Here is a 26102-nt window from a genome sequence, read left to right as displayed (position 1 = left end):
AAACGTGTGGCTGATTTCCCAAACTAATTCCTACGTATTGCTCCTGCGTACAACTCTCTTCATTCTTTGCTGCAAGCAAACATGAACGGGAAGAAATTGCATGTTTTCGGGCACCCTTGCGCTTATATGCCCTGTCGTTGGCGACAAATTCCTCGCAACCTCACACAGCCTCGAAGTCGCTCCTGATACCCGAAGCCCTGCATGGGCATTGTGGGAAGTGTCCAGTGAAGGTCTTTCACGCCGCACCACCGGGATGAAGAGGGGGATCGTTCGTGTCGGAAACTCTTTCTGAAGCTGTGCGTTTGTTGGGGCGGCTCAGGGACGGAGCCGCGCGTGTGAGAATTGACTCTGCACGAGCCGTGCCCATTGTCCGTATGGGCCTGATCACCACCCTTTATTTCAGGCAGGGCCATACGCTGGATGCCAGGTCCCGGATTGACGCCTGCTTCGTGCGTTTCTATAAGGCATTCCGGCCTTTACTAAAATGGCAGCATTACCAGCATCTGCGCAAACTGGCGCCGAGCAGCTTCGCCAGGTGTCGACGGCAGATTCTCGACAGCTCGCCTCACGAGCCATTGTCGTGGTCGTTATCCAGCGCCGACGCTTCGCAAGTGGCCAGCTATCAGCTTTTACTGACCTGCACGCCCCAGGAGCAGGCGGATACCGATCTCTGCTGCTTGAAAATGGTCCTGCCGTGGACGTACCTGACCGAGAACGGTGGCGTCGGCCTTTACGAGGGCTGGATCAAATTCCTCTGCAGCCAGCTCCATGCGGAGCACGGCTATGGTGGTCTGGGGTGCATTCTTCCGTCGGATGCTCATTGTCATCTGTCGCTGGAATACCGCCTGGCGCTCAGTCATAACGGGCTGATGGTCGACTCGGGGCCGCATATGGAAAGCCTGCGTCTGCTCAATCGCATCAAAGGCGTCAGTTGGTACACCGTGCTTGGGCAGCGCTTTGTCCGGCAGTTGGGCGGCAACGACCGTTTGCGAGGCACGCTGAGTCCGCACAGCGATATCACCTTTCACGCCTACGACGGCGGATTGTTGATCCGTACCGGAATCCTCCCGGACGTGCTCCCCGCGACCGAAACGCCACCATTGGCCTACAGGGCGCTAAACAAAGTGCTCAAACCGATCCGTTTACAGGACACCGGTTGCCTGCATCCTTATGCGATTCCCGGTCCCTGCTTCACTAAAGAAACGACCGCGCAGTGGTATGCGCGCTATGACGACAAACCCAAGCCCGCCGTCAACGCGGGTCAGCCTTGCCCCGAAACCGGTAACTGGTTCAGCAATGCCCAGGCGCGCTCGCGACGGTTTTTCCACCAGGGCGAAGTCATGCCCACCTTCGAGCATCTCAAGCCAGAGCGCACGCAATGGTTCTGGGCTGACTGACCGCACAACCGCTCTGGCAGCGTCCTGTGAATAGTTCGTCATCGTCTGATTATTGGCTAAGCTCTGTCCAAACCAATATAAAGAGGGATCGGCAATGCCGTCGTCGCCACGCAGTATCGGGCTCGGAAAAGTGCTCTTGGGGTGGGTGTGTCTAATGTGGTTGGGGCAAGTCTGGGCCGGGGCAGAAAGTCCCGATCAAGGGCCAGCGGCCAAAGCGCTGCTGGAAAAAGCCGTGCAGCGCTATCAGCGGGAAGGCGACAAAGCCTTCGCCGAATTCAGCCGTCAGGGTGAGTTTGTCGACGGGGAGCGTTACGTATTCGTGGTCGATACCAAGGGTGTGATGCTCGCCAGTGGCGGGCCATCCGTGGTGCTGATCGGCCGGGACGTTTCCAAGGTGCTGGAACCGGATATGCAAAAGGCTTTCAAGCAAGTGCTGCAAACGCCCGAAACCAAGAGTGTGCAGCAGGCGGAATACCGCTGGAACAACTGGGCTGACGGCAAGGTAGAACGCAAACGCGTGTACTTTCAGCGAATCGGCGAGCGCATCCTGGCGGTGGGCTATTACGTACCGCGCGCGTCACCCGAGCAGGCAAGGGCGTTGCTGGACAAGGCCGTCAGCGAACTGGCCCGCGACCAAAAGGGCACGCTGACTGCGATAAACAGCCTTCAGGGCGGATTCCTCCAGGACGATCTGTATGTGTTCGTGGTCGATCTGAGTAACGACCGCTACGTCGCTCACGGCACCAATCTGCGCCTGATCAATACCGACTTCAGAAAGGTCAAGGATCCCGAAGGCAAGCCCGTGGGCGAGCCAATCCTGACGCTGATCGCCCGGCAGGACGCAGGCGAATACGAGTACCGCTGGCGTAACCCGGTCACCAATAACGTGGAAAACAAGCACGCCTATGTGCGCAAAGCGGGTAACTATCTGGTGGCTGTGGGTTACTACAGCAAATAGTCGGCGGCGCAGGAGCGAACTTGTGTGGGAGCGAGCTTGCTCGCGAATAGGCGCGACGCCTCGCCAACAAGTCACCGCTCCTGATGCTCTCTACCGCGCAATAAATTATTGGGCATCGCCAACGCGGCAGCCAGGCCGAACAGGGACACCGCCGCGCTGATCATCATCAGGTGTTCGAACGTCAGCGCCAGTTCACTGCGCAGGTTTTGCAGCGCGGGGCCGCTGGCGGCGTTGAGGCTGTCCATCAACACATTGCCGGAACCGCCTTCAACACCTGCCACCGCGCCGCCGACATGAGCCAGTTCTGTGCCTTGCAACATGGCCAGCAACAACGCGGACATCACCGCCACGCCCACGGCGCCGCCCAATGAACGAAACAGGTTGGTGGTGCTGGTGGCGACGCCCATGTCTCGTATCGCGACGGAGTTCTGCGTGCCGACCAGCGACGTGGGAAATTGCATGCCGCTGGCAAAACCGGTCAGCACCATGAACAGACCGGTCAGCAGCACCGACTGCGGCGAGGTGAACGCCATGCCGAGGATCGCCAGCGGCATCAGCAGCGCACCGGTCAGGATCAAGGGTTTGTAGCGTCCGGTCAGGGACGTGCGGCGGCCGGCGAAATAAGCACCCATCGGCATGCCAATCGCCAGCGGCAGCAAGTGCAGGGCGGCGCTGTCGGCACCGCCGCCGGTGACTGTCTGAAAACGCAGCGGCACCAGCACGATCAGCGAGATCGCCTGGAAACTGGTGAAGAACACCGTGCACCAGCACAGCACCGCGCTGCGATTGGCGAACAGGTGCATGGGCAGCAACGGCTCTGGCGCGCGCCGTTCGTAGAGCACAAACACCACCAGCGCCAACAGCGCGATGCCCAGCAGGGCGACGACTTGATCATCGCGCCAGCTGCGACCCTGGCCAATCTCGGTGATGCCCAGCAACAACGAGCTGAGGCCGACGATCATCAGCACGGTGCCGAGGTAATCAATGATGGGTTTGCGTTGCGGGACGGGCAGGCCGATCAGCGTGCGTTTCGCGACCCACCAGGCGAGCAGGCCAAGTGGCAGGTTGATCAGGAACACCCAGCGCCACGACAGGTATTCGGTCATGAACCCGCCCAGCACCGGGCCGGCAACGCTGGCGGCGGCATACATCCCGCTGAAATAACCCTGATAACGCCCGCGTTCGCGTGGCGGAACTATGTCACCGATGATCGCCTGGCTCACCGAAACCATGCCGCCCGCGCCAATACCCTGAATAATCCGTGCCAGCACCAGCTGTTCCATGCTTTGCGCCATGCCGCAAAACAGCGAAGCCAGGGTAAACAGCCCAAGCCCGAACAGCATCAGATTGCGCCGCCCGTACAAATCGCCGAGCTTGCCGTAGATCGGCACCGCGACAGTCAGCGCCACCATGTAGCCTGAAATCACCCAGGCCAGCAGGTCGAAATCCATGAATTGCGCGGAGATCGCCGGCATCGAGACGGCGACGATGGTTTGGTCCAGCGCACTGAGAAATACCGCCATCATCAACGCAAACAAGACGCTGCGGATGGACGGCGTGGTTTGATTAAGGTTGGTCAAGGCAGAACCTGATCGACAGTGTTTACCCGCCGCAATTGCGGCAGAAGAAAGCCGTCAGTCTAATCCGATAGCTTGCTAATCGATAGCTGCCTTATGCATGGTCTGTGGAGAAACCCTGGAGGGACTCTCGATCACAAACACCGGCCCGTTGGAGCGAGGCTTGCCCGCGAAGCAGACGCCTCGGTAGAACAGACGTTAATCGCGTTAACGTTCTTCGCGGGCAAGTCGGAGCGCCGCCCGCTCGCTCCAACGGTTCGCGTTTCATCGCAACGCGCTGAAGGTCGCATCAGTGGGGACGCAATGGCCGAAGCTGCAACTGGCCACGCGGGGTGCTTCGCGGATCAGCTCGATCCGGTATGCGCCAGCTGCGTAAAGGGCGACGATGGCGCTGGCGCCCAGTACAGCCAGGCACTTTCTTGTTGTTATGTTCATGACGCTTTCCTCATTCCGACCACAGAGCAGTTCTGAAAGGGACTGAGGAAATTGTAGGACACGTTCTGCGGCGGCGTAGGAAATAAAAGGTCTAGGAAATGGCCAGTTCGCCGCCAACGGTTATAGGTCCGCCCGTTGCGCCGCTTGCGCCAGCAGCCAGTCAATCAGTTCGCGCAACTGTGGCGAAGCGCCTGGTCGGGTAGGGAACACAAAATAATAGGCCGCGCCGGTGCGGACTTTCAGGTCGAAGGGCATGACCAGGCGGCCGGTGCTGAGGTCTTCCTCAATCAGCGCCCAGTCACCAATCGCGACGCCAGTGCCTTGCGACGCCACCGACATCGCCAGGTCCAAGGTGTCGAAATGCTGCCCTTTGCTGATATTGCTGACGGTCGCGCCTGCGGCTTTCAACCACTGCTCCCAGTCGCGCTGATCCCGGGTTGGATGCAACAGCATGTGCTGTTCCAGGTCCGCATAGGTTTTGAGCGGCACCGGCCCGGCCAACAATTGTTGGGAGCAAACCGGCGTTAGTTGCTCATCGAAAATGTGATGGACCTGCATCGAGCTGTCCGGGCGGGCGCCATAAACCACGGCGGCGTCGAATTCCTCGCGACGAAAATCCACCGCATGTTGCACCGTGGTGGTCAGCTCGACGGGCACATCCGGGCGTTCCTTCTGCCATTGCAGCAGGCGGGGAAGAAGCCAGCGCATCAGGCAAGTCGGCGCCTTGAGTTGCAACGCGTCGCGCTTTACGCCCACTTGTTCCACGGCTTCGTCGATCAGCGCGAAGACCTGCTGAATGCGCGGAAACAATTCCCGGCCCTGCGCAGTGAGGCTCAAGCCGCGTGCCTGGCGCTGAAATAACGAATAACCCAGATGACTTTCCAGCCCGGAAATCTGTCGGCTGACCGCGCCCTGAGTGATGTGCAACAGTTCGGCGGCGCGAGTGAAATTGCAGCACTGGGCCGTGATCAGGAAGGTGTGAAGCGCAGGAAGTGGCGGCAAACGTTTCATGGGATTTCAGGCATGCATGAGGAACATGCCTAAGCATGACATTTTATGCGTTGTCACAACCATGCCTGGCAGTTCCAATTACCCTCACAAACTGTGCCCACTCGCGCCTGGCCTGATGCGCGAACGTCGGACAGTTCTCGAACCGATGAAGGATAAATGGCAAATGGCGACTTGCGGCGAAGTGTTGGTGAAGTTACTGGAAGGTTATGGCGTCGAGCAGGTGTTCGGTATTCCGGGGGTGCACACGGTCGAGTTGTACCGTGGCCTGGCGGGTTCGACGATCAACCACGTCACGCCCCGCCACGAGCAGGGCGCGGGGTTCATGGCAGACGGCTATGCCCGCACCAGCGGCAAACCCGGCGTGTGTTTCATCATTACCGGCCCCGGCATGACCAATATCACCACGGCGATGGGCCAGGCGTATGCCGACTCGATCCCGATGCTGGTCATTTCCAGCGTGCAGTCGCGCAATCAACTGGGCGGCGGGCGCGGCAAGCTGCACGAGCTGCCTTCGCAAAGTGCGCTGGTGGCGGGCGTCGCGGCGTTTTCCCATACATTGATGTCGGCGAGTGAATTGCCAGGTGTGCTGGCGCGAGCGTTTGCCTTGTTCCAGGCCGGTCGCCCGCGCCCGGTGCATATTGAAATTCCGCTGGATGTCCTGGTCGAGGAGGCCGATGAGCTGCTGCAAAGCAAACCGGTCAGCGTTTATCGCTCCGGCGCGGCACCTGCGGCCGTGACGCAAATGGCCAGTTTGCTGGCCAAGGCCAAGCGCCCGTTGATACTTGCTGGCGGCGGGGCCATCGATGCGGCACAAGCGTTGATGAAACTGGCGGAGCAGCTGGACGCGCCGGTTGCGCTGACCATCAATGCCAAAGGCATGCTGCCATCGCGGCATCCGCTGCTGATCGGTTCGACACAATCCCTGGCGCCGACACGGGCGCTGGTCATGGATGCCGACGTGGTCCTGGCCATCGGCACCGAGCTGGCGGAAACCGATTACGACATCACCTTCACCGACAGCTTCAAGATTCCCGGCACGCTGCTGCGTATCGATATCGATCCGGATCAGACCGTGCGCAATTTCCCACCTGCGGTCGCGCTGGTTTCTGACGCTGACATCGCAATCAACGCCTTGCTTGCCGAGCTGGTCGGCCAGCATCGGGAAGAGCGCCTTGAAGATTGGGGTCGCACCCGCGCCGCAGCGTTGCGTGAAACCCTCGAAGCATCCTGGGACAGCGCAACACGCGGGCAAACCCGATTCCTGCAAACCGTGCTCGACGTCCTGCCTGACGTGGTGCTGGTCGGCGACTCCACGCAGCCGGTGTATACCGGCAACCTGACCCTGAATCTGGAGCACCCGCGCCGCTGGTTCAACTCCTCTACGGGTTACGGCACTTTGGGCTACGCCTTGCCCGCAGCCATCGGTGCCTGGCTGGGTTGCGCCGATTCCGGGGCGCGCAATCCGGTCGTCTGCCTGATTGGCGATGGCGGTTTGCAATTTACCCTCGCGGAACTGGCCAGCGCGGTGGAAGCCCGCACGCCGGTCATCGTGCTGCTGTGGAATAACCAGGGCTACGAAGAGATCAAGAAATACATGCTCAACCGCGCCATCGAGCCGGTTGGCGTGGACATCTACACGCCGGATTTCGTCGGTGTGGCCAAGGCCCTGGGCTGCGCGGCTCAGGCGGTGTCCGGTGTTGAAGAATTGAAGGTCGCGTTGCAGGCCGCCCATGAGCGTCCGGGACCGACTTTGATTGAAATCGACCAGCAGGTCTGGATGAACGGGATGCAAGACTGATGAGCATGATGACTGTGCAACACGGCCTTTATATCAACGGACAATGGCGTTCGGGCAGCGAATTGCTGACCGTGATCAACCCGGCGACCGAAGCGCAGCTGGCGACGGTTGCCGGCGGCGATGCCTGGGCGGTGGATCAGGCGGTGCAGGCCGCGAGCGTGGCTTTTGCCTCGTGGTCACAGACCTCCGGCGCGGCGCGGGGCAGAATTCTGCGCGCAATCGCCGCTGGCGTCGCCGAACAGCGCGCGACCTTGATGCAGCTGCAATCGAGCAACAATGGCAAGCCCGAGTTTGAAGCGGCCATCGACGTCGATGATGTCATCGCCACGTTTGAATATTACGCGGGCCTCGCCGAAGCGCTGGATGAGCAGCAGGATCGGCCCGTCGCGTTGCCCGGCGACGATTTCACTGCGCGCTTGCGGCGTGAACCGTGTGGTGTGGTCGGGCTGATCGTGCCGTGGAATTTCCCCATGGTGACCACCGCCTGGAAACTCGCCCCGGCGTTGGCAGCCGGTTGCTGCGTGGTCCTCAAACCTTCCGAAGTCACGCCGTTGGCCGAACTGCAACTGGCGAAGATCATTGCCGCCAGCGGCCTGCCGGACGGCGTGTTCAATCTGGTCTGCGGGACTGGCCTTGCCGTTGGCGCGCCCATGGCCGCCGATCCGCGCATCGCGAAAATTTCCTTCACCGGCAGTAATGCCGTTGGCGTGCAGGTCATGCAGCGCGCCGCCGAAACCGTCAAGGGTGTGAGCCTGGAGCTGGGCGGCAAGTCGTCGTTATTGGTACTGGCCGATGCGGATCTGGATCTGGCGGTCGAACTGGCCAGTGGCGGCGGCTATTTCAATGCCGGGCAAATGTGTTCGGCCACCAGCCGGGTACTGGTCGCCGAGGCATTGTTGCCGGAGTTCCTGCAACGCCTGACAGCTCGGGCCGAGGCGATTCAAGTGGGCGAGCCGTCGCAAGAGGGCGTGGAAATGGGCCCGCTGGTCAACAAGGCGCAATACCTGCGCGTGATTGCCCATATCGAAGCCGGAAAACAGGCCGGTGCGCGGCTGTTATGCGGCGGCGAACGCCCGGCTGATCGTCCGTTGGGCTATTTTTTGCGGCCCACGGTGTTCACTGACGTGCCCCTGGACAGTGCATTGTGGCGCGCGGAGATTTTCGGACCGGTGCTCTGTGTGCGGGGTTTTGCCTCGGAAGCCGAAGCCATCGCCCTGGCCAATGACAGCGAATACGGGCTGGTGGCCAGCGTGGTCGGCGCCGATCCGCAGGCCACCGAACGGGTCGCCAATGCCCTGCAAGCCGGACTGGTGTGGATCAACGCGCCACAGGTGATTTTCCCGCAGGCGGCCTGGGGCGGTTACAAACAAAGCAGTCTGGGCCGCGAGTTGGGGCCTTGGGGCATGCAGGCTTTTCAGGAAATAAAGCACGTCATTCGCGCCGCCTGATCGGGCACGAACGGCTCACGCATGCCTCTTGGCGAGGCATGCGTCGGACACATGGCTTCAATGACAAATTTTCGATTGTTGAGGGTTCGGCGGGCACTCAGGATGACCTCGCCGACTCAGCTGATGCGCCCGGATCACGGGCCTTTGGTGAGAGCTTCGGGAACGCGGTTCGCCTGTCGCGACGATGCGTCACCTTCAACATGCAGCAACGAAAATGGAGTCCAGAATGGGCCAGCATGATCTGAACAGAAGACAGTTCATCAAGACAGTGGGCGTCGCATCGGTAGCCGCGGCAGCCATGTCGATGCCGTTCATCCGCGCCAACGCCAGCGACACCAGATTCCAGGGCAAGACCCTGCGTCTGCTGACCTGGTCCGATGACACCGGCCTGGCCGCGTTGCGCAACATTGCGGCGACCTTTGAAGCCAAGACCGGCGCCAAGGTCATTGCTGACCGCACCGGCAGCACCTCGGAAATGGTCGCCAAGCTCAAGGCTGGCGGTGATCGCCCGCAATACGACGTGATTACCCTGGCGGGCGTCGGCGCTGAAGGCCTGGCCGCCGCCGGTCTGCTGGAAAAACCCGATCTCAACCGCATCCCGAACATTGTCGACGTCCCGGAGAAATACCGCACCGGCGCCAATGGCCACGGCATCGGTTACCTGTTGTGGTGCAACAGCCTGATCTACAGCACACGCACCGTAAAGGAAGCGCCGGACAGCTACGCCGCATTGTGGGACAAGGACCTGGCGCCGAGCATCTTCCTGCCGCCGCCGAACTGGACCGAGGCCATGGACCTGATCATCATCGCCGCCAAACTGGCCGGTGGTGACGAACACAATATCGAACCGGGCTTCAAGAAGCTCGCCGAGCTCAAGGATCGCGTGGTGACCTTGGGCGAGAACCCGAACCAGATCGCCGAACTGTTCCGCACCGGCTCGCTGGACATGGGCGGCCTGTACGCACCCGCGTTTTTTCCGAATCAGATCCGCGACCCAGCCTACGGTCTGGGCGCTACTTTCGGCATGAAAGAAGGCTTCTATACCGACTTGATGCAGTCGGTCCTGCCGAAAAATCGTCCGGGCGATACCGATCTGGCCTACGCCTTCATCAACCACTCTCTGGACCCACTGGTGCAGGGCAAGATGGCTGAAGATATTTACAACGGCCCGGTCAACGCCAAGGCGATCATTTCCGCCGAAGCGCGCAAGAGCCCGTACATCCTCACCCCCGAGCAAATCGCCGACAAAGCGATCATGCACGACAACGCTTTCCTGGCTTCAGTGCATGACCAGTGGATTCGCCGTTACACCGAGATTTTCTCTTCCTGAGAAAAAGACGCGATCTGTGGGAGCGAGCTTGCTCGCGAAGAGGGCAGGTACATCAGACGCTTTACTGCGTCTGAAACATCGTTTTCGCAAGCGAGCTTGCTCCCACAATCCCGGGTTTCATTGCAGAGCGTCGGGTGATCCCTCGGTTACTAATAAAGAGAACACCACCATGGAACACCAACCCTTGATCCGCCCGGTAGACGTGGTTGTTGCACGCAAACCGAGGACATTTTCTCCCACCGCCCGCGCCTGGCTGTTCCTCACGCCATCGATGCTGTTCATGGCGGTCTTGATTGCCGCCAGCCTGTTGGTCCTGCGCATGAGTGTTGGCACCAAGGGCGCGGAGTGGACCGGTTTCAGCCTGGACAGTTATGCCCAACTGCTGGAACCCTATTACTTGAAGTCGCTGCTGCTGACCTTGCGCCTGGCACTGATCAGCGCCGTGATTGCCGTGATCCTGGCGATTCCGGTCGGCTACACCATGTCGCGGCTGCAATCGCCCTTCATCCGACGCCTGTTTCTCGCTGCCGTATTGCTGCCGTTGCTGGTCAACCTGCTGCTGCAAAGCTATGGCTGGCTGGTGATTCTCGGTCCGGGCGGCATGCTTAATCAGGCGCTCAAAGGCATGGGCCTGATCACGCGGCCGATCATGATGCTCTACAACCAGAACGGCGTGTTGATGGGCCTGGTGCAGACCGCGTTCCCCCTTGCAGTGCTGCCGATTGCCAGCGCCATGCGCGGCGTTTCCCGCAGCTACGAAGAAGCGGCCGCGACCCTTGGCGCCAGCCGCTTTCAGGTGTTTCGTCAGGTTGTCCTGCCCATGAGTCTGCCGGGGATTATTACCGGTGCCACCTTGGTGTTCGCCTACAACGCCAGCAGCTTTGTCGTACCGCTGCTGCTGGGTGGCAGGCGTGTACCGATGCTGGCAGTCATGGTTCACGACCAGATCGCGCCGTTGATGAACTGGCCTGCGGCCTCGGCAGCAGGTGTGGTGCTGATTGTCACCACGCTGGCGATCATGACCCTTTCGGAATACATCACCGGGCGTCGACGCCGCATGCTGGAGGCTTCGCAATGAGTCTTTCGACGAAAAAACGCTTTCGCCTGCAACCGGTTTTACCGGGCGATACCGGCCGTTTCGCCGCGATTCTTTCCGGTTTCATCCTGCTGCTGGCGGTCATGCCGATCCTGACCATGATCGTCATGTCATTCAGCGGCGCATCGAACCTGGATTTCCCGCCTTCCAGTTACAGCCTCAAATGGTATGAAGCGGCCTGGCGCACCTTTGTGTCGCCGGACTCCAGCGATGTCCTGAGCCTGGGCAAAGCCATGACCACCAGCCTGTTGGTGGCCTGCCTGACCATGGTTTTTGCGACGATTATCGCCGTGCCTGCTTCCTACGCGCTGACCCGCTGCGAATTTCGCGGCAAGGCCGTGGCCATGCAATTGATGTCGCTGCCGCTGGTGTTTCCCATGGTGGTGTTGGGCCTGGCGCTGTTGCTGATATTCGACAGCCTGCCATTCCACATGGACACCTCGCGACTGGTGATTGCCCATGTGATTCTGGCGCTGCCCTTTGTGGTGAAAAACTGCACGGCGGCGATGATGTCCATCGGCAGCGAAGTCGAGGAGGCCGCGCAAATGCTCGGCGCCTCGCCGCTGCGGGCGATTGTCGATGTGGTGGTGCCGCTGATGAAATCGGGGATTCTCGCCGGCATGCTGCTGGCGTTCATCGTCTCGTTCAACGAATTCACCGTGACCTACTTCCTCTACAACATTGACGTGATGACCGTGCCGATCTGGATGTACAGCCGCACCGTGTCGTCGCTGGATCCCACTGTTTTTTCCTTCGCCGTGCTGATCGTGCTCATCGACTTCGTCCTGATCTGGGCGCTGGAGAAGCTGGTTGGCGAAGGTGGCGTCTCGTTCTGATTGCCCATTGAGGTTTACAAAAAATGACCGGATTGATTCTGGAAAACGTAGAGAAATACTACGGCTCGGCGTGTGCGGTAACCGACGTCAATCTGCACCTGCCGGAAGGCAAACTGGTGTGCTTTCTCGGCCCGTCGGGCTGCGGCAAGACCACCTTGCTGCGCATGATCGCCGGGCTGGAAACCCTGACCAGCGGCGAAATCCGCCTGGACGGTGAAGACATCAGCCATACGCCAGCGCATCAGCGCAATTTCGGCATGGTGTTCCAGTCGCTGGCGCTGTTCCCGCACATGACCGTCGGCGAAAACATCGCTTACCCGCTCAAGCTGCGCGGCGTCGGCAAACCCGAGCAAAAAGCGCGGGTCAGCGAGTTGCTGGAGTTGATCCAGCTGCAGCAAATGGTTGATCGCCCAGTGGCGAAATTGTCTGGGGGCCAGCGTCAGCGGGTCGCGATTGCCCGGGCCATCGCTTCACATCCCAAGCTGCTGTTGCTCGACGAGCCTTTGTCGGCGCTGGACGCCAAGCTGCGCGAGTCCATGCAAGTGGAAATCCGCCAGTTGCAGAAGCGCCTGAATATCACCACGATTCTGGTCACCCATGACCAGCGCGAGGCCATGACCATGGCCGATATCGTCGTGGTGCTGGGCGAACATCGTGTGCAACAGGTGGGCACGCCTATCGAGATCTACCGCAATCCGGCTAACGAATTTGTGGCGGACTTTATCGGCTCCGGCAATATCTTTGCGGCGACGGCGCTGGGCAACGGAAAGGTCGGCATGCCAGGCGGGGAAGCGCTGAATGTGCCGATCAGCGACAGCATCGTCGTGGGCTCTAACATCAAAATGCTGGTCCGCCCGGAAGACTTGCAGCTGTCACTGCCGCGAACCGGAGCGGCCAATCAGCTGGCGGGCACCGTGACCTTCATTCGTGACATTGGCGCGACTATTGAAACCACGGTCGATTGCTCAGGCGTGTCGTTGACTGCGCTGAGCACGCCGAATCAGTGTGTGGGGTTGAGCATTGGCAATCTGGTATCGGTAACGATTCCAGCCGAAGCCTGCCGGGTGTTGAGCGCCTGACTCCAAACCGGTCAAACGATCTTGCGCAGGCGCGCCAAATCCCGAAGCGGCGGCGCGCCGAACTGTCGGCTGTATTCGCGGCTGAACTGCGACGCGCTCTCATAGCCCACTTTGTAACCGGCGGCGGACGCGTCCAGGCCGTCGGCCAGCATCAAGCGTCGGGCTTCCTGCAGGCGCAGCTGCTTCTGGTATTGCAGCGGGCTCATGGCCGTCACCGCTTTGAAACGGTGATGCAGGGTCGAGACACTCAAATTGACTTCCCGCGCCAACTCCTCGATGCGCAACGGCTCGCCGAAGTGCGCATTCAGCCAAGTGATTGCCTGGGTTACGCGATGAGTCTGGCAGTTGGCGATGGCAATTTCGTACAAGCGATGCCCTTGCTGACTGCGCAGCAGGCGATAAAGGATTTCACGCTTGATCAGCGGCGCGAGCATGGCGATGTCTTTCGGGCTGTCCAGCAAGCGCGACAGGCGCAGCACCGCATCTAACAATTGCGTGTCGATGCGCTCGATATACAGGCCGCGCCCGCTTGGGCGGGTTGGCACGCTCATGGGGCCGGCTTCGGCAATCAGCGCATTGATTTCAACGGGGTCGATATCCAGGCGCAAGGCCAGGTTGGGGTTATCCACCGTTGCGTTGACGATCTTGCCGCTCAATGGCATCGCCACCGACACCACCAGATAATTCAGCGGATCATAGGTGTAGGTTTCATCGCCGAGACGCACTTGCTTGCTGCCGTGGGCGAAGATACATAAAGCCGGTTGGGCTACGGCTGGCAGGCTTTCCGATGGATTTTCATAGCGGGCCATGAACAGTGGCGCGATAGCGGTCTGGAACGAACCTTCCTTCGGCGCATAGCGGCGAATAAGGTCAGCCAGCTCGGCGCGCTGCTTTTCCATGTCTTCGCTTAGCGTCTCAACGTGGCGTTCGAGCTGCGACATTATCGAGTCCTTTGATCCTTGGTGAATGCGCCCAGCTTATTTTTGTGCAAGCCAAAGCGCTACGCGATTCCTGCCGGATGATTGCCTGATCCTGCCGGGCGGCGTCGCGCGAGGCGATGCGACGGCCGGTTTGCCAGCATTTACGGTAAATCATGGGTTGCCTGATAGCCCAAAGACTTAGTGCAGAAAACTGCCTCCGTGCAGAATCAGGCAAGAACCTGGCAGGAACTGTCTACCGGGTAGTTGCAAGCAACCTTTAATCTCGGTTCCTGTCGCAGCACTGCGAATTTTTCACGCGGCACGTAAAACAAGGAGCCAGAACCATGCCTCAATCAACTTCGGTGAGCCATCTCGTTTTCGCCCGTGCCCGGATCGGTCAGAGTGACCAGCTCGGTGCACGCCTGGACAGTCTGATCGCGCCTTCGCTCAACGCTCCTGGATGCCTGGAGTTTGCCTTGCAGCATTCGGCGCGGGATCCCGACGTGTGGCTGATTTCCGGTTCATGGGCGGACGAACAGGCCATGAGCGCCTGGTTCAATACCCCGCATTTGCAGGTGTTTTCCGAGATCGTTCAGGAACTCATCGTCAGCAGCCTGGATTTTCATACCTTCGCTACCGACGACGGTGCCGATGCCAATGTGCAACAGATGCTGCGCGCAATCTAGGTAACCCAGCGCAGCCCCGAGCGTTTAGAATCCCCTGCTTTCCACGCACAGCAGGATCGCATTCATGGCCCGTAAAGAATTTCAGGATTTCGAAGCTGTTACCGCAATGGTCCCAGGCGAAGGCGGTTACGACGCAGCGATTGCCGTCAAAGCCCTGCACGCTGTCGGAGCGCCTGTGTTTCATCGGGTGCTGGACGGGCAGAAGTTCAAGACCGCTCACGACTCCGACCTTGCCGCCACCGCAGAACTGGAGCGGCTGACCGATATCGACGCCGAGGGCAATCTGGTTTTCGCTCCGCAGTGAGCAACCTGCCTTGATCAGGCTTTCGGGCGGAACATCTGGAACAGCGCTTCCGGCCCGAGCTGGAAATAATCCGCAGGACCGCCGCCACGCAGGATCGGCTCGCCCGCCGCTGTGTCGTAAACACCGTCCTTGAGCAGCCGCTTGGCGATGTGTACCGCAACCACTTCGCCCAGAATCAGCCAGCTGGGCACCCGTTCCTTGTCGGCGCGTTGCAGCTGGATGATCTGGGTAACCTTGCACTCGAATGACACCGGCGTCTCCTTGACCCGAGGTACCGCAACGATCTGCGATGCCAGCGGCGTCAGGTTGGCCAGTTCAAATTCGTTCACCTCCGGTGATACCGGCGCGCAGCTCTGATTCATGGCTTCGGCCAGCGGCCGCGTGGCCAGGTTCCAGACGAACTCGCCGGTCTGTTCGATGTTATTCAGGCTGTCTTTGCGGCCGATACTGCAAAAGCCGATGATCGGCGGAATGTAGTTGAAGGCATTGAAGAAACTGTACGGCGCCAGATTCAATTTGCCGTTGGCGTCCTGCGACGAGATCCAGCCGATAGGACGTGGGCCAACAATGGCATTGAATGGGTCGTGAGGCAGGCGATGGCCTTGGGAAGGTTCGTACGAGTGGATGTCATCTGACATTGGCGCAATTCCTGTTACCGCGAAGAGAGGGCAGAGTTGCGTCATAGTGCAAGGCTGGCGCTGGACATTCCAGAGTTGCCGGCAGATTTTCGGGCCCGGAAACGATTAAGCCCGGCATTAAGCCGGGCTGGGTGTAGCCGTTGAGCGATTAGCTCAGACGGTTTGCACCAACATGATCGGCGCCGTCAGCCGCCAGACGATTTGCACCGACGTGATCAGCACCATCGGCAGCCTGTCGATTTGCACCAACATGGTCGGCACCGTCAGCAGCCAGACGATTAGCACCGACGTGGTCTGCACCATCAGCAGCCTGGCGATTTTGACCTACTCGGTCAGCACCATCAGCGGCCAGACGATTTGCACCGACGTGATCAGCGCCATCAGCAGCTTGAGGGTTGTGGGTCGCGTTGGTGTGCGACGAACCGCCTTCAGCAACAACGGTGGAATTGAGCAGGTTGCTGGTATCGACGGCAGGAAGGGCGAAAGCGCTTGATGCCAGTACAGAGAAGGCCAGGCCAAAAATCAGTTTGTTGGTTTTCATGATGAGTTACTCCACATCGAATTTGTTTGCGACTCGGTATGAAGCTAATGCTACGCGCCTGACTTTTATTAAGAAGTTAATAGGGTTGCTAGCGATCATCGCCAAAAATGATAGTAGGCCGCAGGGCGCGGTTTTCGGGCATGTTGCGGGTTATTGCGCGGTGGTGGTGCATTTCTCTGAAAACTCTTGCGATAAGCTGACTTGACAAAATAAATAGTTAACTCTGATTGCGGTATTTTCTGATTTTTCAGTGAAAAATTGCACCAGAATATCTGCGTCCTTGCTAAAGCCACTCGCAGAAAAAAGGGCAACCCCATCAAATGGGGCTGCCCTTGATCAATCAGGCTGATATGACTCAGTCAGTTTCGATGCGCGAATGCTTGCGCGTGTCCTTCATGAACACATAAACCAGCAGCGAAACGGCGATGCAGGCGGTGACATACCAGTAATACCCTGTCTCCATACCGATGCTCTTGAACCACAGCGCGATGTATTCAGCGGTGCCGCCAAAGATCGATACCGTCAATGCGTACGGCAAGCCAACACCCAGGGCGCGGATTTCAGTTGGGAACAACTCAGCCTTGACCACGGCGTTGATCGACGTGTAACCACTGACGATGATCAGCGCCGCCATGATCAGGAAGAACGCGCCCCACCAGCTTTGCACGGTGTGCAGCGTGGTCAGGATCGGCACGGTACACAGCGTACCCATGACCCCGAAGGCGATCAGGATGGGACGGCGACCGATCTTGTCGGACAGCGCGCCGACTAAGGGTTGCAGGCACATGAACAGAAACAGCGTTGCCGCCGAGATGGTCGTCGAGTCGGTGATGCTCATGCCGACCGTGTTCACCAGGTATTTCTGCATGTACGTGGTGTAGGTATAGAAGGCCAGGGTGCCGCCCATGGTCAGGCCGACCACGGTCATCAGTTCCTTGGGATGGCGCATCAGCGTGCGCATCAGGCTTTCTTTCGGCTTCTCTTTCTTCTTGCGTGTGAACGACTCGGTTTCTTCCATGCCACGACGCAGGAACAGCGCAACCACTGCGCACAGCGCGCCGATCACGAACGGCACACGCCAGCCCCACGCGTACAGCTGTTCGGTGGTCAGGGTTTGCTGCAGCACGATCAACACGGCCAGAGCGATGAGCTGCCCGGAAATCAGCGTCACGTACTGGAAGCTGGAGAAGAACCCGCGACGCTCCTTGGTCGCCATCTCGCTGAGATAGGTTGCCGAGGTGCCGTATTCGCCACCCACCGACAGACCCTGCAACAGACGGGCGAAAACCAGCAGGATCGGGGCACCGACGCCGATCATTTCATAGCTCGGTGTCAGGGCGATGATCAGCGAACCGAAGCACATCAACAGCACCGAAGCCATCAAGGCAGCCTTGCGCCCTTTGCGGTCGGCGTACAAACCCATGAGCCAGCCACCAATCGGGCGCATCAAAAAGCCCACGGCGAAGATCGCTGCGGTGTTGAGCAGTTGCGCAGTGGTGTCGCCCTTGGGGAAGAAGGATTTGGCGAAATACAACGAGAAGGCGGCGTAGACGTACCAGTCATACCACTCGACCATGTTGCCGACCGAACCGCTGAAGATTGATTTGAGACGACTTGAGGTGGTCTTCACAGCGGCAGGCGCGCTGGTCGACCCTTGCGACAGGGAGGTAGGGATTTCCATCATGTTCCTTACATTCATTGTTTTTAGAAGGGCACGTCAAAATGCGGCCGTGCTTTCCTATAGCAGGAGCTGTGCCAGCGGACAGAGGCCCGGTTTAGAAGGGTTTGCGGAGATTTATGAGCGGGAATCCGCTTATGGTGCGGATGTCAGTGAGCGGAAAGTTGCCGAGGGCTGCGTTCGGCACCCCTTCCGTGGGAGCGAGCTTGCTCGCGAAAACATTCTTCCACGCGCGGGAGATGTCAGGAAAATTGGAATTTGGGTCTTTGGTATTCGCGAGCAAGCTCGCTCCCACACAATTTCGCTCCAACAGAATGCGAGGTTTTACACAAACATCTCGCGCAACAAGCCATGCCGCTGCATCTTTTCGTTCAAGGTGCGGCGTGGCAGTTGCAGTTCGTGGAGCACAGCCTTGATCTCGCCTTTGTGCCGGGTGAGGGCGGCGCGCAGGCAGTGGGCTTCGAACGCTTCCTGCTGCGCCGCGAGCGATGGTCCGGCGTCCAGCGCGACCGGTTCCGGCGTGCTCAGGCCCAGTGTCTGGCGTTCAGCGGCGTTGGCCAGTTCGCGTACGTTGCCGGGCCAGTCGTGGGTCAGCAACTGGCTTAACTGCGCAGCGCTGAGTTCCGGCGCCTTGCGGCCCAGGCGTTGCGCAGCCGCCTGCGCAAAATGGTTAAACAGCTGCGGAATGTCTTCGCGGCGCTCGCGTAATGGCGGCAGGCGTAGTTCAGCGACATTCAGCCGGTAGGCCAGATCCTCGCGGAAACGTCCGGCGCGGGCTTCTTCGAGCAAATCGGGCTTGGTGGCCGCGATGATCCGCAGATCCACCTTGATCGGCTTGTTGGAGCCCAGGCGTTCCAGCTGTTTGTCCTGCAAGACGCGCAGCAACTTGACCTGTTGGGCCAGCGGCATGCTTTCGATTTCATCGAGAAACAAGGTGCCGCCATCGGCGTATTCCAGCTTGCCGATGCGCTTGCCCTGGGCGCCGGTAAACGCTCCGGTTTCATGGCCGAACAGTTCGGCTTCGAACAACTGTTCGGGGATCGCCGCGCAGTTCAAGGCGACGAAGGGCTTGTTGGCGCGCGGACCAAAGTCATGCAGGCAGCGCGCAACCAGCTCTTTGCCGCTGCCGGTTTCACCCCGAATGATCACGTTGACTGGCAGTTGCGACAGATCCAGCACCTGTCGGCGCAAGGTCTGCAAGCCAGGCGAAACGCCGAGCAGCGTCGCGTCCAGTTGCGAGCGGGCATCGGCCTGTTCGTGCAGACGACGGTTTTCCAGAACCAGTTGGCGCTTTTCCAGTGCCCGACGCAGATTGCTCAGCAGGGTTTCCGGGCTAAAGGGTTTTTCCAGAAAGTCATAGGCGCCGTCGCGCATCGCATCCACCGCCATCGGCACATCGCCATGCCCGGTCAGCAGGATGACCGGCAGGTCGGCGTCCAGCGCTTGCAACCTTGCCAGCAACGCCAGGCCGCCCATGCCCGGCATGCGCACGTCACTGAGAACCACCCCCGGAAAATGTTCCGGCAGATTCGCCAGACAATCCTCGGCGCGGCTATGAACCTGCACCTGGAATCCGGACAGCGTCAGCCATTGCTCCACGGCCTCACGGATCGGCGCTTCGTCGTCGACGACAATGACGGAATTCAGCATGCGGGTTCAGCCTCCAGGAAGTCGTTGGGCAGACTGAACGAGAAGCGCGCGCCATGACCATGGTTTTGCGCCGCAAGTCGTCCGCCCAGTTCATGCACGATGGCGTAGGACACCGCCAAGCCCAGTCCAAGGCCGTCGCCGACCGGTTTGGTGGTAAAGAAAGGGTCGAACAGGCTGACCATATGCTCATCGGCGATACCTCCGCCGCTGTCGATGACGCTCAGGCACCAGCGATTCTCCTGCGCGCTGATCACGATTTCCAGACGCTTGAGCGGTTTGTCGCTCATGGCATCCAGGGCATTGCGCAGCAGGTTGATCAGCACCTGTTCCAGGCGAATGGCATCGCCGCGAACCCACGCGGGCCGGGTCAGGTGCAGCACGCACTGGATGTGTTCGTCACGGATGCGCGAATCCAGCAGCAGCAAGGCTTGATCGACCACTGCGGCCAGATCCAGGCGCTCGCGCAGGCCTCCAGGGCTTTTGCGGGCGAAGGTTTTCAAGTGCCCGGTCAGCGCCGCCATGCGCGTCAGTTGCTGGTCCAGCGGCGCCAGAGCTTTATAGGCATCATCGATGCGCCCGTGATCGAGCAACAAGCGCAAGGTGGCGAGTTGCATGCGCTGGGCCGTCAGCGGTTGATTGATTTCGTGCGCCAGTGCTGCGGACATCTGCCCCAGCGCCGCGAGTTTGGTTGATTGCACCAGGCCGTCTTGAGCCGTGCGCAGTTCCACAGTGCGCTCCAGCACCTGACGCTCCAGTTCGTCGCGGCTGCGTTCGCGCATGCGCGCCAGACGCCAGCGCTGATAAAGAAATAACCCAAGGAACACCAGCGTCAGCCAGGCACCGGCGGCGGCAATGCCTGCATTGCGAATGTCTTCGCTGGCCATCTGCGGTTTGCGCAGCAGATGCAAGGTCCAGTCTTCGGCAGGCAAGGGCATTGATTGCCAGAGGTAATCCGCCGTTTCGTCAGGGCCGTCAATACGGGTCAAATGGCTGTTTTCGCCAAACTCGCGCAGTTCACGGCGGCGCAATGGGGATAGCGGTTGCCGGTCGTATTGCCGGGTACTGAGCAGCTGCGCGCGGTCCTCAACCGAAATCGGCTGCAACTCGCGATAACGCCAGCCAGGCTGGTTGGCGATGAACACGATGCCCTTGGCATCGCTGATCAACAATAGATCGTCGCCCTGCGCCCATTGATGCTCGAGGTCGGGAAACTCCAGCTTGACCACCATTGCACCGAGAAACCCGCCTTTATCGTTCACCACTGCGTTGGACAAAAAATAACCAGGAATGCCGCTGGTAACACCTACCGCGTAAAAGCGGCCGACGCCCTTGGCCCTGGTTTGCTGAAAGTAAGGACGAAAGCCGTAGTTATGGCCGACGTAACTGCTGGGTAAACGCCAGTTGCTGGCGCCGACGGCGAGGCCATCACGGTCCAGCAGCTCAAGGGTCGAGGATTGCGCCGCACCGTTGATACGCTCCAGCTTGCGATTCAGCGCATCCTGGGACAGCGCCGTGATCGGGCCGTTGAGTGCCGCGCGTATTTCCGGGTCCAGCGCCAACACCGCAGGCAGCGCCCGATAGCGTTCAATCCAGGTGTGCAGCGTGTTGGCGTAAAGGGACAGCTGAACGCCAGCCCTTGCGGCATCGTCCGACAACGCATGTCGCTGCGCCTGACGCATCGCCAAGCCCGCCGACACGCCTGCACCGGCGAGAATCAGCAGTGCATAAAGGACGATGCGTAAGGTGCGGGAGGTGAATGGCATAAGGGGCTTGCCTGATTTATGGCGGGCAGAAGACACAAAACTTGTGGGAGCAAGCTTGCTTGCGAAGGCAATATTTCAGACGCAGAAAAATGCGCTGTTCCTACTGCCTTCTTCGCGAGCAAGCTCGCTCCCACAGAATTACTCTGCAGTTGCAGCCTTACAACAAATTGAAACTGGCCTGCTTCAACGCTTCCGAATCAAGGCCGATCATGACCTTGAATTCGCCGGCTTCTGCGGCGTATTTCAGGCTCGGATCATAGAACTTCAAATCGTCTTCGCTGAGGGTGAAGCTCACGACTTTCTCTTCACCGGGCTGCAGCATGACTTTCTCGAAGTTCTTCAGCTCCTTGACCGGACGACTGATGGACGCGGCAACGTCGCGCAGATACAGCTGAACCACCGTCGCGCCAGCAACCTTGCCGGTATTCTTCACCGTCACGCTAGCGGTCAACTTGCCTTTGCGGGGCATGTCCTTAGCCGACAGGATGATGTCCGATACGTCGAACTGCGTGTAGCTCAAGCCGTAACCGAACGGGAACAGCGGGCCGTTGGTTTCCTCGAAGTAGTGCGACGTGTAGTTGCCGACCTTGTCCGGAGAGTAAGGGCGACCGGTGTTCAAGTGCGCGTAGTAAGTAGGAAGCTGGCCAATTGAACGTGGGAACGACATGGCCAGTTTGCCGGACGGGTTGTAGTCGCCGAACAGCACGTCTGCCACGGCGTTGCCGCCTTCGGTGCCGGGGAACCAGGTTTCCAGCATCGCGTCGGCCTGAGCCAGTTCGTCGACCAGCACCAGCGGGCGACCGTTCATCAACACCAGGACCAGCGGCTTGCCGGTTGCCTTCAGCGCCTTGATCAGGTCGCGTTGTTTGCCGGGAATGTTCAGGCTGCTGCGGCTGGCCGCTTCATGCGACATGCCACGGGACTCGCCAACCACGGCAACGATTACATCGGCCTGCTCGGCGGTCTTGACCGCTTCGTCGATCATTTCCTGGGCAGGACGTGGATCGACATCGACTTCGTGCTCGATGAAGTTCAGGTATTCGTTGATATGGTCGTTGTCACTGACGTTGGCGCCACGGGCATAAACCAGTTTGGCCTTGTCGCCTACGGCATTGGCCAGACCGTCATACACAGTGACCGACTGATTCGGCCGGCCGGCGGCAGACCAGCTGCCGAGCATGTCCAGCTGACTCTTGGCCAGGCTGCCGATCACGGCGATGGTGCCCTGTTTTTTCAGCGGCAGGGTTTCGTCCTTGTTTTTCAGCAAAACCAGGGTCTTGCGCGCAACATCCCGTGCTTCAGTGCGGTGCAGGCGGTCGTCGGAATAGGTATCGGCCGGGTCCTGTGCTGCTTTGCCGATGCGCAGGTACGGGTCGGCGAACAAGCCCATGTCGTATTTGGCGCCCAGCACTTCACGTACGGCGTTGTCGATTTCCTTGACGGAAACTTCGCCATCTTTCACCAGCCCTGGCAGTTCTTCGCCGTAGGCCTTGTCGTTCATGCTCAAGTCGACGCCAGCCTTGATGGCCAGCTTGGCGGCTTCGCGGAAATCTTTCGCCACGCCGTGTTCGATCAGTTCCTTGATCGCGCCGTGATCACTGATGGTGACGCCCTTGAAGCCCCAATCCTTGCGCAACAGGTCTTGCAGCAACCATTTGTTGGAGGTCGCAGGCACGCCGTTGATCGAGTTGAGGGCAATCATCACGCCGCCCGCGCCGGCATTAACCGCTGCGCGATAAGGCGGTAGGTAATCCTGGTACATACGCGTAGGACTCATGTCCACGGTGTTGTAATCCCGGCCACCTTCAACTGCGCCGTACAAGGCGAAGTGCTTGACGCTGGCCATGATGTTGTCCGAGGCGGCTGTGCTCTTGCCCTGGAAGGCTTTGACCATCACGTCGGAGATTCGCGACACCAGATAGGTGTCTTCACCGAAACCTTCGGAGGACCGGCCCCAGCGCGGATCGCGGGAAATATCCACCATTGGCGCGAAGGTCATGTCCAGGCTGTCGGTACTGGCCTCGATGGCTGAAATGCGACCGCTCAAGGCGATGGCGTCCATGTCCCAGCTGGCAGCGAGGCCCAGGCTGATCGGGAAAATCGTGCGATGGCCGTGGACCACGTCGTAGGCGAAGAACATCGGAATCTTCAGACGACTCTTGGCGACAGCGGCTTCCTGCAACGGGCGGTTTTCCGAGCGTGTGATGGAATTGAACGTACCGCCAATCCTGCCTGCGGCGATCTCCTTGAGAATCATCGGCTGTGGCATTTCCGAACTGATACTGATCAGCCGCAATTGCCCGATTTTTTCATCGAGGGTCATTTGCTTGAGCAGATTGGAAATGAACGCGTTTTTCGCCTGCAACGTGGCCTGATTAGGGGCGACCGGCGCACTGACATTGCTTGCAGCCAACACTGGCTGGCTGGCCAGACTGACCAGAAGACCGAGTAAACACAGCTTATTCATGAATAATTTCTCAAGGCTTTTGCCTGCAACTTACGTTAAATGTCAGGCAGCCATATTTTGGGTTTTAGACCTTTGGCGCTTATTGTCGGTCAGGGGCGATGGGATGCCGCTGAACTCTTTGTCATTACCGGCATCTTTGTAGCGCAGCCACTTTTTATCCGATGATCCGGCGTTGGCGACGGATTATGCCGGGGAACTTCTGTTTTGGCTAAAATCACTTGAGCCATACGGAATAAATAGCCATTACAGGAGTTACATAATGATTCTTTTACAGCGTTGCCAGCCTCACAGCGGACGTCGCTATACCTGGGCAACCGGCGTTTTACTGCTGCTCACCAGCCTGTTAAGCGGCTGCGGCATCAACAACATCCCCACTTACGACGAACAGGTGAAAGCGGCCTGGGCTCAGGTGCAGAACCAGTATCAGCGTCGCGCCGACCTGATCCCCAATCTGGTGGAAACCGTCAAAGGCTACGCCAAACACGAGCAAGACACGCTGACGGCGGTCATCGAAGCCCGGGCCAAGGCGACGTCGATCCAGGTCGATGCCAATACCTTGAACGATCCGGCCAAACTCAAGCAGTTCCAGGACGCCCAAGGTCAGCTGACGGGTGCATTGAGCCGCTTGATGGTGGTTTCCGAACGCTATCCGGACCTCAAGGCTAACCAGAACTTCCTGTCATTGCAGTCGCAACTGGAGGGCACGGAGAACCGCATCGCCGTTGCGCGTCGTGACTTCATCGCCTCGGTCGAGCGCTATAACACTGAGATTCGCACCTTTCCGGGTCGTCTCTGGCACACCGTGATGTACAGCGACTTGCCGATTCGCCCGAACTTCGAGGCGACAACGCCAGGTTCCGAGAAAGCCCCGGAAGTGAAGTTCTGATGAAGGCGTTGCGGCTCGCGCTGCCGGTCCTTCTACTGTGGGCCTGCGCCTTGTCGGCGCAGGCCGCGCTGGTATTTCCGCCGCTGACCGGGCGCGTGGTCGATAACGCGCAGTTGCTCGACGCGCAGAGTTCAGCGCAGTTGACGCAGATGCTTGAGGCCCACCAACAGGCGTCCGGCGAGCAAGTGGTGGTGGTCACGCTGCCGGATTTGCAAGGCACCAGCATCGAGGATTTCGGCTATCAGCTGGGCCGGGCGTGGGGGATTGGCGAGAAGGGCAAGGACAGCGGCGCGCTGCTGATCGTCGCCCGTGATGATCGCAAGGTGCGAATCGAAGTGGGCTACGGCCTGGAAGAGCGCCTGACTGATGCGCAGTCTTCGGTGATCATCAATCAGGTGATCACGCCCGCCTTCAAAACCGGCAACTTCGCCGGCGGCATTACTCAGGGTGCGCAGGCGATCATTCAGGTGCTGGGCGGCAATCCACTGGCGCAACCGCAAGCGGCGACCGACGCTGAACAGCAGGGCACGGGTTTCGACAATGTGCCAGTGCTGATCATCGTGGTGGTTTTCCTGATCCTGATTTTCCTGAGGTCCGGGCGTGGCGGCGGTGGTCGGGGCGGCAGAGGAGGCTTTATTACTGCCGGTGGGCTGGGCGGTCTGGGTGGACTCGGTTCCGGTGGCTCAAGTGGCGGTGGCGGCGGTGGATTCAGTGGCGGCGGTGGCAGCTTCGGCGGCGGCGGTGCGTCGGGCAGTTGGTAATCGATGGATCAATGAGTGACGCAACCATGGCTTTACTGAATCAAGACCAACAGCGCCAGGTCGCCGAGGCAATCGCGCGGGTCGAACTGCGCACTGATGCTGAACTGGTGACGGTGCTGGCCCGCCAGGCCGACGATTACACCTATGTCCCGCTGATCTGGGCCGGGCTGGTGGCTTTGCTGGTGCCAGGCCTGCTCAATTATTTTTCCGGCTGGTTGAGCGCCAACGAACTGCTCTTGACGCAAATCGTGACCTTTATCGTCGTGGCACTGATCTGCCGTTTCGGCCCGCTGACCATGTATCTGGTTCCCGCCTCGGTTCGCCATTGGCGCGCGGGCAATCTGGCCCGTCGCCAGTTCCTGGAGCAAAACCTGCACCACACGGCAGGCGGCACCGGCATCCTGATCTTCGTCTGCGAAGCCGAACGCTACGTAGAAATCCTCGTCGATCACGGCATTTCCAGCCGCCTGCATGACGACACCTGGCAAGCCCTGATCGACGTTTTCACCCAGCACGTGCGCAACGGTCAGACCTTGCAGGGCTTTCTCGACTGTATTGAAGGCTGCGGGGAAGTGCTGGCGAAACATGTGCCGGTTACCCAGGTCAGGAATGAGTTGCCGAATCGGTTGGTGGTGTTGGGGTGAGCCGATTGATTGGTACAAAGATGGGAGTCTCAAGTTCGACGATGCGGCGGTGCGTGTTAGCTGGGGTTCCAGCGTTCTAACGACGTCGCAATCCAGCCGGAAATGACGTCACAAATCTCGGAAATTTCCCACGGTTTTACCCGTTCCTTGCTGACTTACTCTTCAGCCATCAAGACGCAAAGTTCTGTGCTTTTACGGC

At 59.5% G+C, this 26102-nt stretch carries 23 protein-coding genes; 13 read left to right on the top strand and 10 right to left on the bottom strand.

Going from position 1 to position 26102, the window contains the following annotated elements; all coding sequences use genetic code 11:
• The first annotated feature begins 272 nt into the window (after positions 1-272).
• Entirely contained in the window at positions 273-1397 is a 1125-nt protein-coding gene (locus AABC73_RS23300) for a DUF3396 domain-containing protein (protein WP_341521150.1), read from the top strand.
• A gap of 154 nt (positions 1398-1551) precedes the next feature.
• Entirely contained in the window at positions 1552-2355 is an 804-nt protein-coding gene (locus tag AABC73_RS23295) for a cache domain-containing protein (RefSeq protein WP_341521149.1), read from the top strand.
• A gap of 71 nt (positions 2356-2426) precedes the next feature.
• Here the strand turns inward: AABC73_RS23295 and AABC73_RS23290 are convergent, their stop codons facing one another.
• The 3 genes from AABC73_RS23290 to AABC73_RS23280 form a co-directional block, all read right to left on the bottom strand.
• Positions 2427-3935 (bottom strand): MDR family MFS transporter, encoded by a 1509-nt coding sequence (locus tag AABC73_RS23290; protein ID WP_341521148.1) that lies wholly within the window; start codon positions 3933-3935, stop codon positions 2427-2429.
• Between the two features lie 261 nt (positions 3936-4196).
• Positions 4197-4367, bottom strand: coding sequence for a hypothetical protein (locus tag AABC73_RS23285; RefSeq protein WP_170826353.1), 171 nt, complete (start codon positions 4365-4367; stop codon positions 4197-4199).
• 120 nt (positions 4368-4487) lie between these two features.
• Positions 4488-5378 carry a LysR substrate-binding domain-containing protein gene (locus tag AABC73_RS23280; RefSeq protein ID WP_331151481.1) on the bottom strand — a complete coding sequence of 297 codons (891 nt, stop codon included), beginning with the start codon at positions 5376-5378 and terminating at the stop codon, positions 4488-4490.
• 163 nt (positions 5379-5541) lie between these two features.
• Here AABC73_RS23280 and AABC73_RS23275 point away from each other — a divergent pair, with 163 nt between their 5' ends.
• The 6 genes from AABC73_RS23275 (at position 5542) to AABC73_RS23250 (ending at position 12965) form a co-directional block, all read left to right on the top strand.
• Positions 5542-7176: a 5-guanidino-2-oxopentanoate decarboxylase gene (locus tag AABC73_RS23275; RefSeq protein ID WP_341521147.1), complete on the top strand. Its 1635-nt coding sequence runs from the start codon at positions 5542-5544 to the stop codon at positions 7174-7176.
• Entirely contained in the window at positions 7176-8624 is a 1449-nt protein-coding gene (locus AABC73_RS23270) for an aldehyde dehydrogenase family protein (protein ID WP_341521146.1), read from the top strand. Before AABC73_RS23275 ends, AABC73_RS23270 begins: the two co-directional genes overlap by 1 nt.
• Before the next feature lie 226 nt (positions 8625-8850).
• Positions 8851-9954: an ABC transporter substrate-binding protein gene (locus tag AABC73_RS23265; protein WP_341521145.1), complete on the top strand. Its 1104-nt coding sequence runs from the start codon at positions 8851-8853 to the stop codon at positions 9952-9954.
• A gap of 169 nt (positions 9955-10123) precedes the next feature.
• Complete coding sequence (locus AABC73_RS23260; protein ID WP_341521144.1) at positions 10124-11032, top strand: ABC transporter permease; 909 nt, start codon at positions 10124-10126, stop codon at positions 11030-11032.
• Positions 11029-11886, top strand: coding sequence for an ABC transporter permease (locus AABC73_RS23255; RefSeq protein WP_065834437.1), 858 nt, complete (start codon positions 11029-11031; stop codon positions 11884-11886). The genes AABC73_RS23260 and AABC73_RS23255 overlap by 4 nt, the downstream gene beginning before the upstream one ends.
• Positions 11887-11909: 23 nt before the next feature.
• On the top strand, positions 11910-12965 hold the full coding sequence (locus tag AABC73_RS23250; protein WP_341521143.1) for an ABC transporter ATP-binding protein: 1056 nt from the start codon (positions 11910-11912) through the stop codon (positions 12963-12965).
• Positions 12966-12976: 11 nt separating this feature from the next.
• Here AABC73_RS23250 and AABC73_RS23245 read toward each other — a convergent pair whose 3' ends face one another.
• The gene (locus AABC73_RS23245; protein WP_341521142.1) at positions 12977-13906 is read right to left on the bottom strand and encodes an AraC family transcriptional regulator; all 930 of its coding nucleotides are present in this window, start codon (positions 13904-13906) and stop codon (positions 12977-12979) included.
• Positions 13907-14229: 323 nt separating this feature from the next.
• Between AABC73_RS23245 and AABC73_RS23240 the strand changes: the two genes are divergently transcribed.
• Together AABC73_RS23240 and AABC73_RS23235 are read left to right on the top strand one after the other, a co-directional pair.
• Entirely contained in the window at positions 14230-14571 is a 342-nt protein-coding gene (locus AABC73_RS23240) for a putative quinol monooxygenase (protein ID WP_341521141.1), read from the top strand.
• Positions 14572-14635: 64 nt separating this feature from the next.
• Positions 14636-14875 (top strand): hypothetical protein, encoded by a 240-nt coding sequence (locus tag AABC73_RS23235; RefSeq protein WP_341521140.1) that lies wholly within the window; start codon positions 14636-14638, stop codon positions 14873-14875.
• 14 nt (positions 14876-14889) lie between these two features.
• Here the strand turns inward: AABC73_RS23235 and AABC73_RS23230 are convergent, their stop codons facing one another.
• The 6 genes from AABC73_RS23230 to bglX all read right to left on the bottom strand — a co-directional run bounded on the left by AABC73_RS23230 (position 14890) and on the right by bglX (position 23612).
• Positions 14890-15513 (bottom strand): flavin reductase family protein, encoded by a 624-nt coding sequence (locus tag AABC73_RS23230; protein WP_341521139.1) that lies wholly within the window; start codon positions 15511-15513, stop codon positions 14890-14892.
• A 148-nt stretch (positions 15514-15661) separates the two neighbouring features.
• The gene (locus AABC73_RS23225; protein ID WP_080482199.1) at positions 15662-16054 is read right to left on the bottom strand and encodes a hypothetical protein; all 393 of its coding nucleotides are present in this window, start codon (positions 16052-16054) and stop codon (positions 15662-15664) included.
• A gap of 355 nt (positions 16055-16409) precedes the next feature.
• Entirely contained in the window at positions 16410-17735 is a 1326-nt protein-coding gene (locus AABC73_RS23220; RefSeq protein WP_341521138.1) for an MFS transporter, read from the bottom strand.
• 321 nt (positions 17736-18056) lie between these two features.
• Positions 18057-19382, bottom strand: a complete 1326-nt coding sequence (locus AABC73_RS23215) for a sigma-54 dependent transcriptional regulator (protein WP_341521137.1) — start codon at positions 19380-19382, stop codon at positions 18057-18059.
• Positions 19376-21145 (bottom strand): ATP-binding protein, encoded by a 1770-nt coding sequence (locus AABC73_RS23210; protein WP_341521136.1) that lies wholly within the window; start codon positions 21143-21145, stop codon positions 19376-19378. Before AABC73_RS23210 ends, AABC73_RS23215 begins: the two co-directional genes overlap by 7 nt.
• Positions 21146-21302: 157 nt before the next feature.
• Positions 21303-23612, bottom strand: a complete 2310-nt coding sequence (bglX, locus tag AABC73_RS23205) for a beta-glucosidase BglX (protein WP_341521135.1) — start codon at positions 23610-23612, stop codon at positions 21303-21305.
• 259 nt (positions 23613-23871) lie between these two features.
• On the opposite strand from bglX, the gene AABC73_RS23200 reads away from it, so the two are divergent.
• Genes AABC73_RS23200 through AABC73_RS23190 form a run of 3 tightly spaced genes read left to right on the top strand, consistent with a single transcriptional unit; the run spans position 23872 to position 25903 of the window.
• Entirely contained in the window at positions 23872-24498 is a 627-nt protein-coding gene (locus tag AABC73_RS23200) for a LemA family protein (protein WP_341521134.1), read from the top strand.
• Entirely contained in the window at positions 24498-25259 is a 762-nt protein-coding gene (locus AABC73_RS23195; RefSeq protein ID WP_341521133.1) for a TPM domain-containing protein, read from the top strand. The genes AABC73_RS23200 and AABC73_RS23195 overlap by 1 nt, the downstream gene beginning before the upstream one ends.
• A gap of 26 nt (positions 25260-25285) precedes the next feature.
• A complete protein-coding gene (locus tag AABC73_RS23190) occupies positions 25286-25903 on the top strand; it encodes a TPM domain-containing protein (RefSeq protein ID WP_341521132.1) in 618 nt (205 codons plus the stop codon).
• Positions 25904-26102 lie beyond the last annotated feature (199 nt).

The sequence above is a fragment of the Pseudomonas sp. G.S.17 genome, assembly GCF_038096165.1.
GTDB lineage: Bacteria > Pseudomonadota > Gammaproteobacteria > Pseudomonadales > Pseudomonadaceae > Aquipseudomonas.
Note: the sequence above shows the minus strand (reverse complement) of the source record. Positions and strands in the feature narration are given on the sequence as shown.

What these genes read in the sequence shown, in the direction of transcription:
- AABC73_RS23295 (WP_341521149.1), top strand. Translation starts at nt 1,552, where the DNA reads ATGTGGTTGGGGCAAGTCTGGGCCGGGGCAGAAAGTCCCGATCAAGGG.
- AABC73_RS23285 (WP_170826353.1), bottom strand. Translation starts at nt 4,367, where the DNA reads ATGAACATAACAACAAGAAAGTGCCTGGCTGTACTGGGCGCCAGCGCC.
- AABC73_RS23280 (WP_331151481.1), bottom strand. Translation starts at nt 5,378, where the DNA reads ATGAAACGTTTGCCGCCACTTCCTGCGCTTCACACCTTCCTGATCACG.
- AABC73_RS23275 (WP_341521147.1), top strand. Translation starts at nt 5,542, where the DNA reads ATGGCGACTTGCGGCGAAGTGTTGGTGAAGTTACTGGAAGGTTATGGC.
- AABC73_RS23270 (WP_341521146.1), top strand. Translation starts at nt 7,176, where the DNA reads ATGAGCATGATGACTGTGCAACACGGCCTTTATATCAACGGACAATGG.
- AABC73_RS23265 (WP_341521145.1), top strand. Translation starts at nt 8,851, where the DNA reads ATGGGCCAGCATGATCTGAACAGAAGACAGTTCATCAAGACAGTGGGC.
- AABC73_RS23260 (WP_341521144.1), top strand. Translation starts at nt 10,124, where the DNA reads ATGGAACACCAACCCTTGATCCGCCCGGTAGACGTGGTTGTTGCACGC.
- AABC73_RS23255 (WP_065834437.1), top strand. Translation starts at nt 11,029, where the DNA reads ATGAGTCTTTCGACGAAAAAACGCTTTCGCCTGCAACCGGTTTTACCG.
- AABC73_RS23250 (WP_341521143.1), top strand. Translation starts at nt 11,910, where the DNA reads ATGACCGGATTGATTCTGGAAAACGTAGAGAAATACTACGGCTCGGCG.
- AABC73_RS23245 (WP_341521142.1), bottom strand. Translation starts at nt 13,906, where the DNA reads ATGTCGCAGCTCGAACGCCACGTTGAGACGCTAAGCGAAGACATGGAA.
- AABC73_RS23240 (WP_341521141.1), top strand. Translation starts at nt 14,230, where the DNA reads ATGCCTCAATCAACTTCGGTGAGCCATCTCGTTTTCGCCCGTGCCCGG.
- AABC73_RS23235 (WP_341521140.1), top strand. Translation starts at nt 14,636, where the DNA reads ATGGCCCGTAAAGAATTTCAGGATTTCGAAGCTGTTACCGCAATGGTC.
- AABC73_RS23230 (WP_341521139.1), bottom strand. Translation starts at nt 15,513, where the DNA reads ATGTCAGATGACATCCACTCGTACGAACCTTCCCAAGGCCATCGCCTG.
- AABC73_RS23225 (WP_080482199.1), bottom strand. Translation starts at nt 16,054, where the DNA reads ATGAAAACCAACAAACTGATTTTTGGCCTGGCCTTCTCTGTACTGGCA.
- AABC73_RS23220 (WP_341521138.1), bottom strand. Translation starts at nt 17,735, where the DNA reads ATGGAAATCCCTACCTCCCTGTCGCAAGGGTCGACCAGCGCGCCTGCC.
- AABC73_RS23215 (WP_341521137.1), bottom strand. Translation starts at nt 19,382, where the DNA reads ATGCTGAATTCCGTCATTGTCGTCGACGACGAAGCGCCGATCCGTGAG.
- AABC73_RS23210 (WP_341521136.1), bottom strand. Translation starts at nt 21,145, where the DNA reads ATGCCATTCACCTCCCGCACCTTACGCATCGTCCTTTATGCACTGCTG.
- bglX (WP_341521135.1), bottom strand. Translation starts at nt 23,612, where the DNA reads ATGAATAAGCTGTGTTTACTCGGTCTTCTGGTCAGTCTGGCCAGCCAG.
- AABC73_RS23200 (WP_341521134.1), top strand. Translation starts at nt 23,872, where the DNA reads ATGATTCTTTTACAGCGTTGCCAGCCTCACAGCGGACGTCGCTATACC.
- AABC73_RS23195 (WP_341521133.1), top strand. Translation starts at nt 24,498, where the DNA reads ATGAAGGCGTTGCGGCTCGCGCTGCCGGTCCTTCTACTGTGGGCCTGC.
- AABC73_RS23190 (WP_341521132.1), top strand. Translation starts at nt 25,286, where the DNA reads ATGGCTTTACTGAATCAAGACCAACAGCGCCAGGTCGCCGAGGCAATC.